17 protein-coding genes are annotated in these 16,767 nt (G+C 68.1%); 9 read left to right on the top strand and 8 right to left on the bottom strand.

Features of this window, described 5'->3' with window-relative positions; translation table 11 throughout:
- Nucleotides 1–21: 21 nt before the first annotated feature.
- The 3 genes from D1409_RS03645 to D1409_RS03635 are packed head-to-tail and all read right to left on the bottom strand — an operon-like array spanning nt 22 to nt 4,024.
- Entirely contained in the window at nt 22–1,635 is a 1,614-nt protein-coding gene (locus D1409_RS03645) for an ABC transporter permease (RefSeq protein ID WP_123534115.1), read from the bottom strand.
- On the bottom strand, nt 1,632–2,813 hold the full coding sequence (locus tag D1409_RS03640) for an extracellular solute-binding protein (RefSeq protein ID WP_123534113.1): 1,182 nt from the start codon (nt 2,811–2,813) through the stop codon (nt 1,632–1,634). Before D1409_RS03640 ends, D1409_RS03645 begins: the two co-directional genes overlap by 4 nt.
- A 50-nt stretch (nt 2,814–2,863) precedes the next feature.
- Entirely contained in the window at nt 2,864–4,024 is a 1,161-nt protein-coding gene (locus tag D1409_RS03635) for an alpha-1 4-glucan-protein synthase (protein WP_123534111.1), read from the bottom strand.
- A gap of 298 nt (nt 4,025–4,322) precedes the next feature.
- Here D1409_RS03635 and D1409_RS03630 point away from each other — a divergent pair, with 298 nt between their 5' ends.
- The 5 genes from D1409_RS03630 to D1409_RS03610 all read left to right on the top strand — a co-directional run bounded on the left by D1409_RS03630 (nt 4,323) and on the right by D1409_RS03610 (nt 8,623).
- On the top strand, nt 4,323–5,066 hold the full coding sequence (locus D1409_RS03630; RefSeq protein ID WP_123534109.1) for a beta-ketoacyl-ACP reductase: 744 nt from the start codon (nt 4,323–4,325) through the stop codon (nt 5,064–5,066).
- A 1-nt stretch (nt 5,067) separates the two neighbouring features.
- Nucleotides 5,068–6,675: an acyl-CoA carboxylase subunit beta gene (locus D1409_RS03625; protein WP_123534107.1), complete on the top strand. Its 1,608-nt coding sequence runs from the start codon at nt 5,068–5,070 to the stop codon at nt 6,673–6,675.
- Nucleotides 6,675–7,025: a hypothetical protein gene (locus D1409_RS03620; protein WP_235853489.1), complete on the top strand. Its 351-nt coding sequence runs from the start codon at nt 6,675–6,677 to the stop codon at nt 7,023–7,025. The genes D1409_RS03625 and D1409_RS03620 overlap by 1 nt, the downstream gene beginning before the upstream one ends.
- A gap of 72 nt (nt 7,026–7,097) precedes the next feature.
- The gene (locus D1409_RS03615) at nt 7,098–8,246 is read left to right on the top strand and encodes a thiolase family protein (protein ID WP_123534105.1); all 1,149 of its coding nucleotides are present in this window, start codon (nt 7,098–7,100) and stop codon (nt 8,244–8,246) included.
- Complete coding sequence (locus tag D1409_RS03610) at nt 8,246–8,623, top strand: Zn-ribbon domain-containing OB-fold protein (RefSeq protein WP_123534103.1); 378 nt, start codon at nt 8,246–8,248, stop codon at nt 8,621–8,623. The genes D1409_RS03615 and D1409_RS03610 overlap by 1 nt, the downstream gene beginning before the upstream one ends.
- Before the next feature lie 168 nt (nt 8,624–8,791).
- Here the strand turns inward: D1409_RS03610 and D1409_RS03605 are convergent, their stop codons facing one another.
- The 3 genes from D1409_RS03605 to D1409_RS03595 all read right to left on the bottom strand — a co-directional run bounded on the left by D1409_RS03605 (nt 8,792) and on the right by D1409_RS03595 (nt 11,329).
- Entirely contained in the window at nt 8,792–9,280 is a 489-nt protein-coding gene (locus D1409_RS03605) for an HTH domain-containing protein (protein ID WP_123534102.1), read from the bottom strand.
- 120 nt (nt 9,281–9,400) lie between these two features.
- On the bottom strand, nt 9,401–10,174 hold the full coding sequence (locus D1409_RS03600) for an MSCRAMM family adhesin SdrC (RefSeq protein WP_235853488.1): 774 nt from the start codon (nt 10,172–10,174) through the stop codon (nt 9,401–9,403).
- A 57-nt stretch (nt 10,175–10,231) separates the two neighbouring features.
- Nucleotides 10,232–11,329 (bottom strand): Gfo/Idh/MocA family protein, encoded by a 1,098-nt coding sequence (locus D1409_RS03595; RefSeq protein WP_123534100.1) that lies wholly within the window; start codon nt 11,327–11,329, stop codon nt 10,232–10,234.
- Nucleotides 11,330–11,470: 141 nt separating this feature from the next.
- Here D1409_RS03595 and D1409_RS03590 point away from each other — a divergent pair, with 141 nt between their 5' ends.
- Nucleotides 11,471–11,653, top strand: a complete 183-nt coding sequence (locus tag D1409_RS03590; protein ID WP_123534098.1) for a DUF7331 family protein — start codon at nt 11,471–11,473, stop codon at nt 11,651–11,653.
- A 12-nt stretch (nt 11,654–11,665) separates the two neighbouring features.
- Here D1409_RS03590 and dpsA read toward each other — a convergent pair whose 3' ends face one another.
- A complete protein-coding gene (dpsA, locus tag D1409_RS03585; protein WP_123534096.1) occupies nt 11,666–12,214 on the bottom strand; it encodes a DNA starvation/stationary phase protection protein DpsA in 549 nt (182 codons plus the stop codon).
- A 169-nt stretch (nt 12,215–12,383) separates the two neighbouring features.
- A complete protein-coding gene (locus D1409_RS03580) occupies nt 12,384–12,770 on the bottom strand; it encodes a hypothetical protein (protein WP_123534094.1) in 387 nt (128 codons plus the stop codon).
- Nucleotides 12,771–12,824: 54 nt separating this feature from the next.
- Between D1409_RS03580 and D1409_RS03575 the strand changes: the two genes are divergently transcribed.
- The 3 genes from D1409_RS03575 (at nt 12,825) to D1409_RS03565 (ending at nt 16,576) form a co-directional block, all read left to right on the top strand.
- Entirely contained in the window at nt 12,825–13,298 is a 474-nt protein-coding gene (locus D1409_RS03575; RefSeq protein WP_123534093.1) for a YbaK/EbsC family protein, read from the top strand.
- 114 nt (nt 13,299–13,412) lie between these two features.
- On the top strand, nt 13,413–15,515 hold the full coding sequence (locus tag D1409_RS03570; RefSeq protein WP_123534091.1) for an acetate--CoA ligase family protein: 2,103 nt from the start codon (nt 13,413–13,415) through the stop codon (nt 15,513–15,515).
- Nucleotides 15,512–16,576: a phosphotransacetylase family protein gene (locus D1409_RS03565; protein WP_123534089.1), complete on the top strand. Its 1,065-nt coding sequence runs from the start codon at nt 15,512–15,514 to the stop codon at nt 16,574–16,576. Before D1409_RS03570 ends, D1409_RS03565 begins: the two co-directional genes overlap by 4 nt.
- The last annotated feature ends 191 nt before the right edge of the window (nt 16,577–16,767 follow it).

Below are 16,767 nucleotides of genomic sequence, written 5' to 3'. Positions count from 1 at the left end.
CGTCGGGGGTCTCTTACAGTATCAGTTGTCCTCCTGAGCCAAAAGCACGCCCATCGAGAGGCCGGAGACGAGCACGAGCACGAACGCCGGGATGGCGGCCTGCCCGTACATCCCCGCCTCCTCGGCGCGCCAGATGAACGTCACCAGCGTGTCGAACCCGAACGGCCGGAGCAGCAGCGTCGCCGGAAGCTCCTTCATCGACGTGAGGAACACCAGCGCCGCGCCGGTGACGATGCCCGGGAGGATGAGCGGGAACGTGACCGCTCTGAACGCCTCCAGCCGGGAGCGGCCCAGGGTCCGTGCGGCCTCGATGAGCCGACTGTCGACCTGCATCGTCGAGGTCTGGATCGACCCGATCGCCTGCGGCATGAATCGGACGACGTACGCGAAGACGACGAGGGGGATCGACTTGTACAGCAGTTCCGGCGACACATCGAGGCTGAAACTCACCAGGGCGATAGCGAGCACGATGCCCGGCGTCGCGTAACCCACGTACGGGACCCGTGCGGTCAGCGACGAGAGCCGGGAGTCTGTTCTGACGGACCGCAACGCGATCGGGAGCGCGACGAGGACCGACACGCCGGCCGCGAGCAAGGAGACCTTCACCGAGTTCCAGCCGTACGACCAGGAGAAGGAGAGCCGCGCGAACTCGTAGCCCGGACCGCCCCGCAGGAACCACATCGCGAATATTCCGATCGGGAGCACCAGCGCCACCAGCGCCACCAGCGCCGGGAGGGCCATCGCCGGATACCGCCACAGTCCGAGGTCGAGTTCGGCCGCGCCGCGGTTGCCGCGACTCGCGTAGGCCCCGGAGTCGTCGGCGCCGATCCACGACTCCGCGGCGAGGATAACGCCGGTCACGGCGAGCAACTGGATCGAGAGCAGCGCCGCGTACCCGCCCATGTTCGCGTTGTGGCGGCTGTAGATGAACTGCGTGAACACCTCGACGTTCATGAAGTTGGGCGTCCCGAAGTCCGCGAGGGCGTACAGCGCGACCAGCAGGGCTCCCGCGGCGATCCCGGGGAGGATCTGCGGGAGCGTGACTCTTCGGAACGACTCCAGCCGACCGCAGTTCAGGGTGCGCGCGGCCTCGACGAGCGACGCGTCGAGCGACAGCAGGGACGCGCGCGTCGTGAGGAAGACGTAGGGGTACGTGTACAGCGTCAGGACCACCGCCGCGCCGGCGAACCCCTCGACGTTGGGGATCGAGACGCCGAGCGGGGCGAGCGCGTCGGAGAGCGGGCCTCTGGGGCCGAACGCGGATATCGCGGCGAAGGCGCCCAGATAGCTCGGGACCGCGAGCGGGAGCGCGACGAGCACCGTCCAGAAGCGGCGGAAGGGGATCGACGCCTGGACGGTGAGGACGGCCAGCGGGACGCCGACGACGACGCTCCCCGCGGTGACGACCGTGACGAGCGCGACACTCCGGCCGAGGACTTCGAGCGTCTGGGAGTCCAGCGTGAGTTCGAGCGCGCGCGGACCGAGCGCGGCGGCGTCGACGACGAGCCACCCGAGGGGGAGGACGAGTGCCACCGCCAGGACCGTAGCGAGCGCGGCGTACGCACCGGTCGCGATCCCGTCACCCTCGCCGGGGACGCGGTCGACCAGCGGTCCGACGCGCTCGCGGACGCTCATCCCAGGACGCCGGCGTCACGCATCAGTTCGAGCGTCGGTTCGATGTCCGAGAGCTCCGCCAGGTCGATGTCGGGCGGGCTCAGTTCGTCGACCGTCGGGAGACCGCCGACCGGCTGGACCCCCGGGATCATCGGGTAGGCGAAGCTCACGGTCGCGAAGAACTCCTGGGCCTCCGCCGAGAGGAGGTGTCGCACGAAGTTCGACACGAGGTCCTGCTTCTCGGTGCCCTTCACGGCGAGGGCGCCAGCGACGTTGACGAGCGCGCCGGCGTCGCCCTCGGTGAACGCGAGGTCGATCGGGGCGTCCGGTCGCTGGTTCTTGACGCGCATCGCGTAGTAGTGGTTCGCGAACCCGGCGGAGAGCGCGCCGTCGGCGACCTGCTGGGAGACGACGTACTCGTTGCCGAACCGCTCGGTCCCCGCGTCCTGCATGGACGAGAGCCACTGGCGAGTGGCGTCCGCGCCGCGGGTGAGCCGCATCGCGGTCACGAACGACTTGAACGCGCCGTAAGAGGGGGCCCAGCCCATCGACCCCTGGAGGGCGTCGGTGTCCGGGAACTCCGCGACCTTCGACGGGATGTCGTCGGCGCTCAGTTCGTTCGTGTTGTAGGGGACACTCCGCGCGCGGCCGGCGACGCCGACCCAGGCGTTGTCGGACCCGCGGAAGCTGTCGGGGACCGGGTCGACGGCCTCGGCGGGCAGCGGTTCGTAGGCGTCGTTGTTGGCGACGAAGCCGAGCGAACTGGCGTCGATCGACCAGAACACGTCGGCCTCGGTGGCGCCGGCCTCGACCTCGTCGACGATGGTCTGGGCCAGCGAGGACGAGCCAGCGTCCGAGGGTAAGACGTTGAACTCGGGGTAGATCTCCTGGAGCATCTCGACGAACTGGTAGTAGATACCGCCCTCGCCGCCGCCGATGTAGAGGTTGAGGTCGCCGGAGAGGTCCGGGAGGTCCTGTATCGAGGTGCCCTCCGGGGCCGGCCGACCCGAGGCGAGCGTCCCCGACCCGCGGAACTCCGTGAGCGACGGCACGTCGACGTCGCCGGACCCGCCGCCCGCCCCGTCGCCGGTGTCGGTCTCCGACCCCGGAGCACCCTGACACCCGGCGACCCCGACCGCCGTCCCCGCGGCCATAGTCTTCAGCAAACGACGCCGCCCGAACCGCGCGTTCTCCTTCATGTATTTTAGGCTTCCCTAAAGAAATAAAAACCTCCCGGTATCGCCCGGTGTCAGTCGTCGGTGGCGGCGACGTTTCGCGCGGGTGTCGCGCTCTCCAGGGCGTCGAGGCAGTCCAGCCAGTCGAGCATGTGCTCGCCGACGAAGTTCAGGAACTCGCCGTTCTCGTAGTCGAACTCCCCCTCGGCCAGTTCGGTCGCCATCGCCTCGAAGACGCCGGCGTACGAGTCGGCGTCGCCACCGACTTCGTCGACGAGCTCCCAGACGTGCTCGTTGAGTTCGAGACCCGGGACCTCGTTGTTCAGGTCGCCGAACGTCGAGCGCGGGGCCTTGTTGTGCTCGCAGAGCGGCGCGCCGTTGTAGATCTGCTTGCCGAGGACGTCGCAGGCCCGCTTGAGGAAGACGCCGCTCCAGATGTCGTCGAACCGGCCCACGTCCCACTCGTTGTCGTCCATCGGCAACTGGTAGAAGGCCGGGACCACCTCGCGGCGGAAGGCGAGGTTCATCGAGCAGACGGTGAGGTAGTCGCCCTCGGCGGCGACGAAGTCCTCGCCGTAGTCGTCGGCGGTGAGTCGCGTCTGGGCCTGTCCCTGCAGGTCGCCGTCCATGAGGATGCGGACGGCGTCGAGGTCGGGGACGTTCGTCCACAGCCCTTGCGAGGCGACCACGTCGTCGACCTCGGTCGACTCGGTACGGACGCTCTCGTCCATCGCGCTGTAGGGGTACCCACGCGGGTAGAGGTCGTGTTCTTCGACGTTCTGGTAGAGGACGTTCACCCAGCGCTCGTCCGAGGAGACCTCGGTGACCTCGCCCTCGAAGGCCAGGTTGTCGAGGTGCCGCCCGAAGAAGTCCGTCTCGTCGTGGGGGAGCGTGTCGTCGTCGACGAAGAAGCCGTACTCGTAGTCGCCGGCCCACATGTAGAGGAGCCCGAAGCTCGTCTCGGCGTGGCTGGCGGCGGGGACGACGTGTTCGTACTCGGCGACGCCGTGGTCGCGGTACCACTGCTCGCGGTCGGTGCCGTCGAAGACCTCGCCCGAGAGGCCCTCCTCGTCGAGCATCGCTTCCATCGCCTCCGTGTCGCAGAAGTCCTCGGTGACGAGCACGAACTGGAGTCGGTCCAGGTCGAACCCGGCCGCTCGCGCGTTGTCGGCGTACGCCCTCACACACTCGTACTCGCGTATCGTCGGCACCACGACGCAGATGTCCCGTGTCATCGCTCTCGTACCCGTACGTCTTTAGGTCGCCCTAAAGAATCTGTCGTTGTCCGCCGTCTCCGAATCGTCCGTCGACCGCCCAAATGCCTTCGAAGGAAGAGGCCGTACCACTATCTTGACACAGATACTGAGACTACGTTGTACAGATCGGTTGTAGCGGGTGTCGCGGGGAGAGCGTCGCATCCGGGGGGTGACACCACCGGGAGATTATGTAAACTCGGTAAGGGGAACTATTAACCCATCTCCGCGGGCCACTGTTAGACATGAGACGGCACCGACGCGAACGGAGGGTGGGGCAATGAATCTGGACGGCCAGACCTGCCTCGTCACCGGGAGTTCCCGCGGCATCGGAAAGGGCATCGCGGCGGACCTCGCCGACCGCGGTGCGGACGTCGCGGTCAACTACCGGTCGTCGGCCGCGGAGGCGGAGGCGGTCGTGGAGTCCATCCACGACGACGGCGGGAGCGCCATCGCCGCCCAGGCCGACGTCTCCGACCTCGACGACGTGCAGGCGATGCGCGAGGAGATCGTCGACGCGTTCGGCCCGGTCGACGTGCTCGTGAACAACGCGGGCATCACCGTCGACAAGAAGTTCGAGAACATGAGCCGGGACGACTGGGACGCCGTCGTCGACGTCAACCTCGGCGGCGTCTACAACTGCACGAAGACGTTCTTCGACGACATCAAGGCGTCGCGCCACGGTCGACTGATCAACATCTCCTCGGTCGTCGGCCAGCAGGGGAACTACGGGCAGGCCAACTACGCGACGACGAAGTCGGGCCTGTTCGGCTTCACGCGGACCATCGCGCTGGAGATGGCCTCGTCGGGATCGACCGCCAACTGTATCGCGCCCGGATTCGTCGCGACCGATATGCTGGAGGAGGTACCCGAGCGAGTCCAGGAGAAGATACTCCGGGACATCCCACTGAACCGGTTCGCGACGGTCGAAGACATCTGCGGTATCGTCTCGTTCGTCGCCAGCGAGGAGTCGAGTTACATGACCGGTCAGGTCATCGGCGTCAACGGCGGCATGGAGTGGTGAGATGAGCCAGGAAGAGACAGACGACACGACCGAGACGGACACAGTCGACGCGGGCGAGGCGAACGAGGAGACGCCGCTCGAAGAACTACGCCGGCGCCGCGAGGAGTCGCGCGTCGGCGGCGGCGAGGAGCGCATCGAGCGCCAGCACGCCCGCGGGAAGATGACCGCCCACGAGCGGGTCGAGTACCTCCTCGACGACGGGACGTTCACCGAGATAGACGCCTTCGTCGAGCACCGCTCGACCAACTTCGGGATGGACGAGAAGGAGTTCCCCGGCGACGCGGTCGTCACCGGCTACGGCGACGTGAACGGCCGGAAGGTGTTCGTCTTCGCCCACGACTTCACCGTCCTCGGCGGGTCGGTGGGGGAAGTGGTCGCCGAGAAGATCTGCAAGGTGATGGATCGGGCCACCGACGCCGGGGTGCCAGTCGTCGGCCTGAACGACTCCGGGGGCGCCCGCATCCAGGAGGGCGTCGACTCGCTCGTCGGGTTCGCCAAGATATTCGAGCGCAACACGAAGGCCTCGGGGATGATCCCCCAGATATCGGCGATCATGGGCCCCTGCGCGGGCGGCGCGACCTACTCGCCGGCGCTGACCGACTTCACGTTCATGGTGCAGGACACCTCGCACATGTTCATCACCGGGCCGGACGTGATCGAGACGGTCACCGGCGAGCAGGTGTCCAAGGAGGAACTCGGCGGCGCGGGGAGCCACTCCACGAAGTCGGGCGTCGCGCACTTCGCCTGTTCGGACGAGGAGGAGGCGCTCGACAACATCCGACGGCTCCTCTCGTACCTGCCCCAGAACAACATGGAGGACCCGCCGCGGGTGGCGTCGTGGGACGACCCCGACCGGGAACTCGACGGCATCACCGACATCGTGCCGGAGGCGCCGCGCAAGCCCTACGACATGACGCAGGTGATCGACCGCGTGGTCGACGAAGACTCCTTCTTCGAGGTGCACAAGAACTGGGCGCGCAACGTCGTCGTCGGGTACGCGCGCATGGACGGTCGGGTCGTCGGCATCGTCGCCAACCAGCCCCGCGTCAGCGCGGGCACGCTCGACATCGACGCCTCGGAGAAGGCCGCTCGGTTCATCCGAACGTGCGACTCGTTCAACGTGCCCATCGTCTCGCTGGTCGACGTGCCGGGGTTCATGCCCGGCACCGACCAGGAGCACAACGGCATCATCCGCCGGGGCGCGAAGCTCATCTACGCCTACGCCGAGGCGACGGTGCCGCTGCTCTCGGTCGTCGTTCGGAAGGCCTACGGCGGCGCGTACATCGTCATGTCCTCGAAGTTCCTCGGGTCGGACGTCAACTACGCCTGGCCGGCCTCCGAGATGGCGGTGCTCGGCCCCCGCGGCGCGGTGAACATCCTCTACCGGAAGGAGCTCCAGCAGGCCGAAGACACCGACGCCCGGCGCCAGGAACTCATGGACGAGTTCCGCGAGGAGTTCGCCCACCCGTACGGCCCCGCGAGACGGGGCTACCTCGACGACGTGATCGAACCGAAGGACACGCGCAAGCGCCTGATTCGGGACCTGGAGATGCTCGAACGCAAGCGCGAGGACAGCCCGCCGAAAGACCACGGTAACATCCCACTGTAATGGCCGAATCAGCACAGACAGACGGCGACGGGACGGAATCGACGGACCGGCCGGAGGGCACCGCCGACGGCGGCGAGACGGTGACGCTCACCCTCGACGGCGACGAGGTGTCGCTGTCGCTCCCGGCGAACGCAGACGCGGCGGAGGCGGCGGCCATCGCCTCGGCCGTCGGCGCTCACCTCCACGACCGGCACGTCGCGGCGGCCGCCGCGGCCGCCGAGGACGACGGGCCCGAACGGGTCGACGACTGGACGCTCGCGACCCGGATGAAGTCCCTCGGACGGAGCCGCTGGCCCGACGACGTACGGAAGGGCGAGGAGTGGAAGGCGGCGGCGCGGTCGTTCTACTGAGTGGCCCGGGGCTGTTAGATCTCGACCGGGGTCACCGTAACCATCACATTACACCCCTTCGACGCTTCACACATGACAGTCGCAGTGATCGGTGCGTCGATGACGAAGTTCGGCCAGCGCGACGCCTGGATCCGCGAGTTGATCTCGCAGGCGGGCGAAGCGGCGCTGGAGGACGCCGGTATCACTCCCGACGACGTGGAGCACCTCTACGTCTCGAACATGGCCAGCGGCGAGTTCGAGGGGCAGGGCGGGATCATGAACGCCCTCGCGCACGACCTCGGGGTGATGCCCGCCTACAGCGAGCGGGTCGACCAGACCTCCTCGTCGGGCGGGGCCGGCATCTACGAGGCCTGGCAGTCGGTCGCCTCCGGCGCCAGCGACATGACCCTGCTCGTGGGCGGGGAGAAGATGACCCACCGCTCGACACCCGAGGCGACGGACATCATCGCCTCGATCACCCACCCCGTCGAGTACAAGCACGGCCTGACCCTGCCCTCGTTCGCGGGCATGACGGCGCGACACTACCTCGAACGGTTCGACGCCCCCCGCGAGTCCCTCGCCAAAGTCGCCGTCAAGAACCACGCGAACGGCGTGGACAACCCTCACGCCCAGTTCCAGAAGGAGATCGACGTCGAGACAGCGCTGGAGAGTCCGATGGTCGCCGACCCGCTCCGCCTGTACGACTTCTGTCCCATCACGGACGGGAGCGCCGGGATGGTGTTCACGACCGAGGAGAAGGCACAGGAGATCACCGACGACTACGCCGTGATCTCGGGCATCTCCGGCGCCACGGACACCCACGTCGTCCACGAGCGCGACGACCCGACCGTCATGGGCGGGGTCGTCCAGTCCAGCGACGACGCCTACGAGATGGCCGGAATCGGCCCCGACGACGTCGACGTGGCCGAACTGCACGACATGTTCACCATCCTCGAGTTCCTCCAGATGGAGGGGTGTGGCTTCGCCGAACCGGGCGAGGCCTGGAAGCAGATGGACGAGGGTCGCACGGAGAGGGACGGCGAGTTACCGATAAACACGTCGGGCGGGCTGAAGTCGAAGGGCCACCCGCTCGGCGCGAGCGGCGTCGCACAGGGCTACGAGATATACAAGCAACTCGTCGGCGAGGCGGGGCCGCGACAGGTCGATGCGGACACCGCTCTCGCGTGTAACGTCGGCGGGTTCGGCAACTGCGTCATCACCACCGTCATGGAGGCACGATAATGTCGTTCGACGCCTACGTCTGCGAGAACGGGCACGTCACCTACCCGGGACACACGCTGTGTCCCGAGTGCGGCGAGAAACAGATCGAGACCATCGACCTGAGCGAGCGCACCGGCGAGGTGGTCACCTGGACCCACAGCACGAAGACCCCGCCGGGCGTCCGCGCGCCGAACACGCTCGCCATCGTCGAGTTCGACCTCTCCGCGGAGGACGTGAGCGACGAGTACGTCCGCGCCATCGGGCAGGTCACGACGGACGAGGTGGAGACGGGCGACCCGGTCGAACCGGTGTACGCCGAGGAGTTGCGCGACCCCGACGTCGGCATCAAGGTCCCCGAGAGCCAGGAGTGGGACGGGTACCGGTTCGAACCAGTATAGTCGTCGAATTACCTGTTTTCGGTGGGATTTGCGAGAAAGCGTCAGGGCCCGGAACGTGCCCGGCCCGTCGCCGAGGCCGCTCGGAGTCTGATAGTCGGTGGTCGACGGTCGGTGGTCGACGGTTTGTGGTGAACGGTCGGTGGTGGACCGTCGGTCGACTGTGACGGGTCAGTCGGCGGTCGTGACGGAGGCTCGGTCACTGTCGCCGACCGACTCGCTCGCCTCCCCGGCGAGTGTCCTCAGCCCGTCCGCGACCGAGCGGTACTCCTCGCCGTCCGCGTGCGGGTAAACAGCGGCCAGGTCGCCGTCTTCGTAGACGGCGAGGCACAGCGCGGGGAACACGAGCCAGTCGCCTCTCTCGCCGGTGTCCATCGCGTAGCACTCGCGGGTCCCGAAAAACGGCCGCAGGCACACGCCGCTGTCGCGCGCCCACTCGGAGAACGCGAGGTACCGGTCGCGAGCCGCCACGTGTACCGGACTCTCGCAGCGGATCCGCTTCGGGCAGTCGACGACGTCGAACCCGTCGATCCTGCCCGCTCTCTCGAACTCCTGCAGCCGCGCGCCGAGTCTGGCTCGCTGGCGCGACGCCGGCGCCGGAAGCGTCTCCCGAACGTACAGCTCGACACGCCGTTCCCCCGTCCGCTCGGTTGGCGTCATGGGTGCCTCTACTCAGCACGTGCAACATAATAAATCATTATGTTTATTGAATTATGGGCGCGTCTCGCCGAGCAGTTCCGAACAGTGTGGTATCGAGTGAACGCGGTACCGGCGGGCCGATTAGTCGCTCGATCGGTCGTCAGCGTCGTCGCCGGACGGGTCCGACTCGTCTACTTCCCCCGTCTCGTCGGTCGCACTCGCGGCGGCGTCCTCGGCGGCTTCGTCCGCTCCCTCGCTCTCGTCGTCCGCGTCTCCGTCGGACTCGCCGTCGGTCGCGGGAGTGTTACCCGGATTCTGCGCGCCGGGAAGGTCGTCCAGTTCGCGTTTGATGGATTCGAGTTCGGCGTCCACGTCGACGGCCACGGGGTCGGAGTCCGCGTCGCCGTTCTCGGTCGCGTCGCCGTCGGCCGCGGACTCGTCGGTCCCAGACTCGTCGCTCTCGGCACGGCGTGTGCTCTCGCGGAGTCGGTCCTGTATCTCGGCGCGGAGTTCGCGGGCGTCGTCGAGCAGGTCCGCGGCCTCGTCGTCGTTCGGACGGCCCTCGACGGCGTCCTGGAGTCCGACGAGCGCCTCGTCAAGCCGGGAAAGCGTCGACTCGCTCGCCGAGCGGGCGCGGTCGCGGAGTTCCTCGGTCCCCTCGCGGGCCTCGTCGGCGCCTTCCGCGAGCCTGAGCGCCCGCTGGAGGAGACGGAGCGCGCGGATGTTCGTCTCCAGGACGAGGATGAATCCGGGGATCGCCACCTCGCTGGTGAAGCGGCGGAGGTCTCGGGGCGTCGGGAGTCGCGGACCGTCCTCGGGGGCCCGGGGCTCCAGTTCGGACTCGAGCTCTCGGAGCGTCCTGACGAGGTCGGCCACCAGTCGGGAGATGTCCTCGTCGGAGCGGTCGTCGGCCATGTCTCGTCCTTCGCGCGCGGACGGAAAAACGTTCACTACTGACAGGAGGTCGGCCGGTCAGTCCTCGATGTCGGGGAACGACTGCGGGAGCGGCGCGGGCCGACCGGGGTCCGAGTCGATCGTCGCGAACGCGCTCTCTTCCGAGGAGGTGCGCACCGCGTCCATCACTTCGAGGACGTGGCCGGCGAGCGCGCCGCTCGTCCGGTGTTCCCAGTCGCCGCGGACCGCGTAGGCCAGGTCGGCGAGACCCGCGCCGCGCCCGTCGGTGTACTCGTGGGTCAGCGGGATCGTCTCCCAGGACTCGTCGTCGTGGCTCCGCACGCGGACGGGGCCCTCGAAGTGGTTCGGGTCCGGCAGGCTGAGCGTCCCCTCGGTGCCGTAGATCTCGAACGCCGGGGTCGGGAGCGTCGACGCCTCGACGTCGAAGCTCATCAGCAGGTTCGCCGTCGCGCCGTTCGCGAAGTCGACGATACCGGCCTCGTGGGTCGGCACCTGCACGTCGATCTCCTCGCCCTTCCGGGGGTCGCTCTCGATCGTTCGGGTGTCGTGCGGCCGGGAGACGGAACCGGCCACCCGCTCGGCGCTCCCGAGGAGGAAGACGAGCGCGGTGACGTAGTACGGCCCCATATCGAACAGCGGACCGCCGCCCTCCTGGTAGTAGATGTCCGGGTTCGGATGCCAGAGCTCGTGACCGGGCGACGTCCAGTGGGCCGTCGCGCCCACCGGGTCGCCGATCCGACCGGAGTCGATCACCTCGCGCGCGGTCTGGAGCCCCGCCCCGAGGAACGTGTCCGGGGCCGAGCCGACGAGCAGGCCCGCATCGTCGGCCGCGGCGCGGATCGCGTCGGCCTCGGCGACGGTCGTGGCGAACGGTTTCTCGGTGTAGACGTGGTTGCCCGCTTCGAGCGCGTCCGTGATGACCGCCGCGTGGACGCTGGGCGGCGTCAGGTTGACCACCGCGTCGACGGACTCGTCGGCGAGCAGTTCGTCGACTTCCATCGCCTCGATACCGTGTTCCTCGGCCGTCGCCCGCGCACGCTCCATGTCCAGGTCCGCACACGCGACCAGATCGAAGGCGTCGAAGACGGCGTCGGCGTCGAGGTAGCGATCACTGATGTTGCCGCACCCGACGATACCGACAGACAGCGAGTTCATGCTGTGGTCTACGCGAGTTGCCTCTTCAATCCCCGGGACTCGGATAGACGTGCCGCGAGACGGACCGACGTGTTCGACCGCGCTGGCGAACGCCGGGAACGACCGCAACCCTTATTCCTTTAGGTTCGCCTAAACCCGGGTATGGAAGCAACGGACGAGTCGGGAACCCGCGCGGAAGCGCAGGACGGGGCGGACGCGGCCCCGGACGCAGCGTGTCCGAACATCTCGGCGTACTCGACGACGGAGACCCGAACGGTGTTCACCGAATCGGACAACGGCGACGGGTGGATCGCGACCGATCTGACGGTCGAGATCAGAGAATAGGCGTTCTTCGCGTTAGTTCTGCATCGCGGCGTCGGTGACCAGCGTGTCGTCCTCGAGGTAGTGTTCGATGTGGTGGGCGTCCTCTTCGGTCTGGACGAGGATCTCGCGGAGGAGCTCCGCCGTCGCGTGGTCGCCCAGGTCGGTCGCGAGTTCGACGTGCTCGCGGAGGCTCTCGATGATCTCGCCGTACATCTCGAGGTCGTTCTCCAGCGACGTGCGGATGTCGTACACGTCGTCGCCCTCGAACTCGACGGTCGCCATCTCGGCCTGGTTTACCGGGTTCGACACGGGCGTCCCGCCGAGCGCCTGCAGGCGCTCCGCGATGATGTCGGTCGCCTCTTCGGCCTCCATGGCGGCGTCGCCGAGGAACAGGTGGAGGTCGCGGAACTCCGCGCCCTCGACGTTCCAGTGATGCTTCTTGAGCTGGTGGTACAGCATGTACGTCGACGCCAGGTCCGTGTTCAGCGCGTCGACGATCTGTTCGGCCTTCCCCTTTTCGAGGCGGAGGGCGTTCTCGTCGACTGTACCGGCTTCCTGAAGGACGCGCTTCTGGGTGCTCATTACACGCTACACTTCGTCCGCTCGACCCTTAAAGATTCCTACTCGAAAAGAATATTTTTGGATAGCCAAAAATTGATTTTCTAATACGCCATTCGTTTCGCGCTGGTGACGGATAGACGCCTGGCCGAACGAGTTCGGTGGCTGGAGCGCGGTCGGGACGAAACACGGCCTACGGGCGGGACAAAACGAGGGCAGCGTCGGCGTCGAGACGGGCGACCTCGACGCCCGCGTCGGTGTCCGCCGCGCGGGCCTGCCGGTCGTGCACCGCGAGCAGCGCCGCGCGTTCGGTCTCGTCGATGCCCATGTCCTCGACGAACTCGTCCCACACGTGCTCGGGGAGCGCGAGGTAGTACACGGCCTCGGTCCGGCCGACCAGCGGGTCCTGATGGAAGTAGTTGCGCCACTCGTAGACGATGTCCTCGACGCCCGGGAGGGCGCGCACGTTCGACTGGTGGGTCCGCACGAGGTCGGTGAGTCGCTCCACGGACAGGTCGTGATCCGCTGCCACGGTGTCGACGACCGCGTCGTCGAACGCCGCGAGTTCGTCCCTCGTCATTCGTCCGAACGGACGGGGCCAGCGCATTTATAATCCGGCACCGTACCGGAGTCCATGCATCCGCGGGCCGCGGAGTTCACCGAGCTGGCGAGCGAGCGCGGGGTCGACGTGGACGTCCACGAGTTCCCCGAAGGGACGAAGACGGCCGCCGACGCCGCCGAGGCTATCGGCTGCGACGTGGCACAGATCGCGAGTTCGATCGCGATGGTCGCCGACGAACTCGTGGTCGTCGTCACCAGCGGCGCGAACAGAGTGAGCGAGTCCAGACTCGCCGCCCTGCGCGGTGTCTCGGCCGACGAGGTCGGGATGGCCGACGCCGACGAGATCAAGGCGACCCTCGGCTGGGCTATCGGGGGCGTCCCGCCCTTTTGCCACGAGACGAGCGTGCCGGTCTACCTCGACGAACGGCTCCGGGAGTTCGAGACGGTGTGGGCCGCCGCGGGCACGCCGGAAGCGGTGTTCCCCGTCGCTCCCGACCGCATCGAGGAACTCGCCGACGCGACCCCTGCGGTCGTGGCCGAGGACTGAGACGTCCGCCGCAGGGAGTCACCCGAACCGACACCGCGGTCGACCCCGCCGCGTTCCTGCGGTTTGAGAAGCCGGGCCAGCTTATAAAGCCGGTCGGGGCGAACGGACGAGTAGATGGGCCAGTTAGCAACACTCTTCAGCCCCGATCGGATCGCCGTCGTGGGCGCGACGGATCGCGAGGGATCTGTCGGCCGGGCGATCACGGCGAACCTCCTCGACGGCTTCGAGGGGGACGTCGTCGCCGTCAACCCCACGAAAGACGAGGTGCTGGGTCTGGAGTCACACGACAGCGTCGGGGCGGTCCCCGACGTGGACGCGGCGGTCGTCGTCGTCCCGCCGTCCATCGTCATCGACGCCATCCGGGAGGCCGCCGAGGCCGGCGTCCAGAACGTCGTGGTCATCACGGCGGGCTTCGGCGAGTCCGGGAGCGAGGGCGCCTCTCGCGAGCGGGAACTCCGCGAGATCGCCGCCGAGCACGACCTCAACCTCGTCGGTCCCAACAGCCTCGGTATCGTGAACACCGGCGTCGGCATGAACGCGACGTTCGGCCCCGAGAGCCCGCAGGAGGGGTCGATCTCCTTCATGAGCCAGTCGGGCGCGTTCGTCACCGCCGTCGTCGACTGGGCCAACGACCGCAACCTCGGCTTCCACAACGTCGTCTCGCTGGGCAACAAGGCCGTCCTCGACGAGAGCGACTTCGTCGCCGAGTGGGGCGAGGACCCCGACACCGACGTCATCCTGGGCTACCTCGAGGACGTCGTCGACGGCCGAGCGTTCGTCGAGGCCGCCCGCGAGGTCAGCCGGGAGACGCCCATCGTGGTCGTCAAGTCCGGCCGAACGGAGGCGGGGGCGTCGGCCGCGGCCTCGCACACGGGCGCCATCGCGGGTTCCGAGCGGGCCTACGAGGCGGCGCTCGACCAGGCCGGCGTCCTCCGCGTCGAGTCCGTCCAGGACCTCTTCGACTTCGGGAGCATCCTCGCCGGACAGCCGCTCCCCGAGCAGGACGGCGTCGCCATCGTCACCAACGCCGGCGGCCCGGGCGTGATGACGACGGACGCCGTCGGCGACTCGGACCTCTCGCTGGCCTCGTTCACCGACGAGACGGTCGAGGCGTTCCGGGCGGCGCTCCCCGACGAGGCGAACGTCTACAACCCGGTGGACATTATCGGGGACGCGCCCGTCGAGCGCTTCGAGGACGCGCTGGACGTCGCGCTCGCGGACCCGAACGTCGGCGCCGCCGTCGTCGTCGCCTGCCCGACGGCGACGCTCTCGTACGACGCGCTCGCCGAGGCGGTCGTCGACCTGCAGGCCGAGTACGAGATGCCCGTCGCCGCGACGCTGATGGGCGGGTCCTCCGCCCGCAGCGCGAACGACACGCTCTCGACCGCCGGCATCCCGACGTTCTTCGACCCCGCGCGAGCGGTCCGAAGCCTCGACGCGCTCCGCGAGTACCGCGAGATCAGTCGCCGCGAGTACACCGAACCGGAGACGTTCGACGTGGACCGCGACGCCGCCCGCGGGATCCTCGAAGCCGCGGACCGCCGGAACTCGAACCGCCTCGGCGTCGAGGCGATGGGCCTGCTCGACGCCTACGGTATCCCGACGCCGGACGCCGAGATCGTCGACAGTCGCGCCGACGCGGTGGAGGCGGCGGACCGGATCGCAGGTGACGGCGAGGTTGTCATGAAGATCGTCAGCCCGGACATCCTCCACAAGTCCGACATCGGCGGGGTCGCGGTCGGCGTGTCGCCGGAGGACGTCGCCGACACCTACGAGGACCTCGTGACCCGGGCGCGCAACTACCAGCCCGACGCGACGGTCCTCGGCGTGCAGGTCCAGGAGATGCTCGACATGGACAGCGCCGTCGAGACCATCGCCGGGATGAACCGCGACCCCGGCTTCGGCCCGCTCGTCCTCTTCGGCCTCGGCGGCATCTTCGTCGAGGTGCTGGAGGACACGACCGTCCGCGTCGCGCCGGTCAGCGAACCGTCGGCCCGTGAGATGCTCACCGAGATCGACGCCGCGCCGCTGTTGCGGGGCGCTCGCGGCCGCGACCCCGTCGACGAAGACGGCGTCGTGGAGACGATCCAGCGACTCTCACAGCTCGTCACCGACTTCCCGGCTATCGTCGAGTTAGACATCAACCCGCTCGTCGCGACGCCCGACGGCGTCCAGGCCGTCGACGTCCGACTCACCATCGACCAGGAGGAACTATGAAACCCATATTCGTCACGTCCACCGGAGAAGGCACCGGCAAGACAGCCATCGCGATCGCCGTCGCGAAACTCGCGCAGGAGAACGACCTCGACGTCGGCTACTTCAAACCGAAGGGGACCCGACTGCAGAGCCCCGTCGGCAAGACCCGCGACGAGGACCCGCTCCTGGCGAAGGAGATCCTCGGCATCGACGACGATCTGTCGGAACTCGAGCCGGTGGTGTACTCGCCTGCGTTCGTCGAGGAGGCCATCCGCGGCGACCGCGGTGCGGAGGTCCAGCAGCGGGTTCGCGAGCACTTCGAGGCGCTGGCCGAGCGGTACGACCTCGTCGTCGTCGAGGGCGGCGGTCGCCTGACGACCGGGGGCATCGTCGACCTGACCGACCCGGACGTTGCGGAACTGCTCGACGCGCGGACGGTCCTCGTCGCCGGCTACTCGAACCCCGCCGACGTGGACGAGGTGCTCGCCGCCGCCCGGCAGTTCGACGGCCACCTCGCGGGCGTGGTGTTCAACGCCGTCGCCGACGGGAACTTCGACTCGCTGAACACCGACGTGGTCCCGTTCCTGGAGTCGCGTGACATCCCCGTCCTGGGCGTGGTCCCGCGGGTGCAGGAACTCGCGGGCATCACGGTCGGCGACCTGGCCGACGCGCTGGGCGCCGACGTGCTGAACCCCGAGTCGGACACCGACGGCTTCGTCGAGCGCTTCGCCGTCGGCGCGATGGGGAGCGACGCGGCGCTCCGGCACTTCCGCAGGCTCCGCAACGCCGCCATGGTCACCGGCGGCGACCGCTCGGAGATCCAGGCGGCCGCCCTCGAGGCGCCCGGGATCGAGTGTATCGTCCTCACCGGCGGACTCAGGCCGTCCGGCGCCATCCTCGGGAACGCGGCACAGGCCGGCGTGCCGGTCCTCCTCGTCCAGTCGGACACGAAAGTCACCGTCGACCGGATCGAGGACATACTGAGCACCGGACGCACCCGCGACGCCGCGACCGTCGACCGGATGGTCGAACTCCTCTCCGACCACGCAGACGTCGAGGCGCTCCTCGCGGACTCCGAGTGAATCGCGGACGCGAAACGGTGCTTCCGCGATTCTGGACGGACAGAGCCACGATTTCGGACGACGTTAACGCCGCCCTACGGCCAATATTTACGACTGATACCGCTCGAACGATAGCTCACACTTAATACTACCGGAACCTTCGTTTCCGATGGAGCCAGCCGGCTCCGTAGTGTCACACACTGGGGCATCCC

The sequence above is a fragment of the Halosimplex salinum genome (assembly GCF_003730195.1).
GTDB classification, from domain to species: domain Archaea; phylum Halobacteriota; class Halobacteria; order Halobacteriales; family Haloarculaceae; genus Halosimplex; species Halosimplex salinum.
The sequence above is the reverse complement of the archived record's forward strand: the minus strand, read 5'-3'. Positions and strand labels throughout refer to the sequence as shown.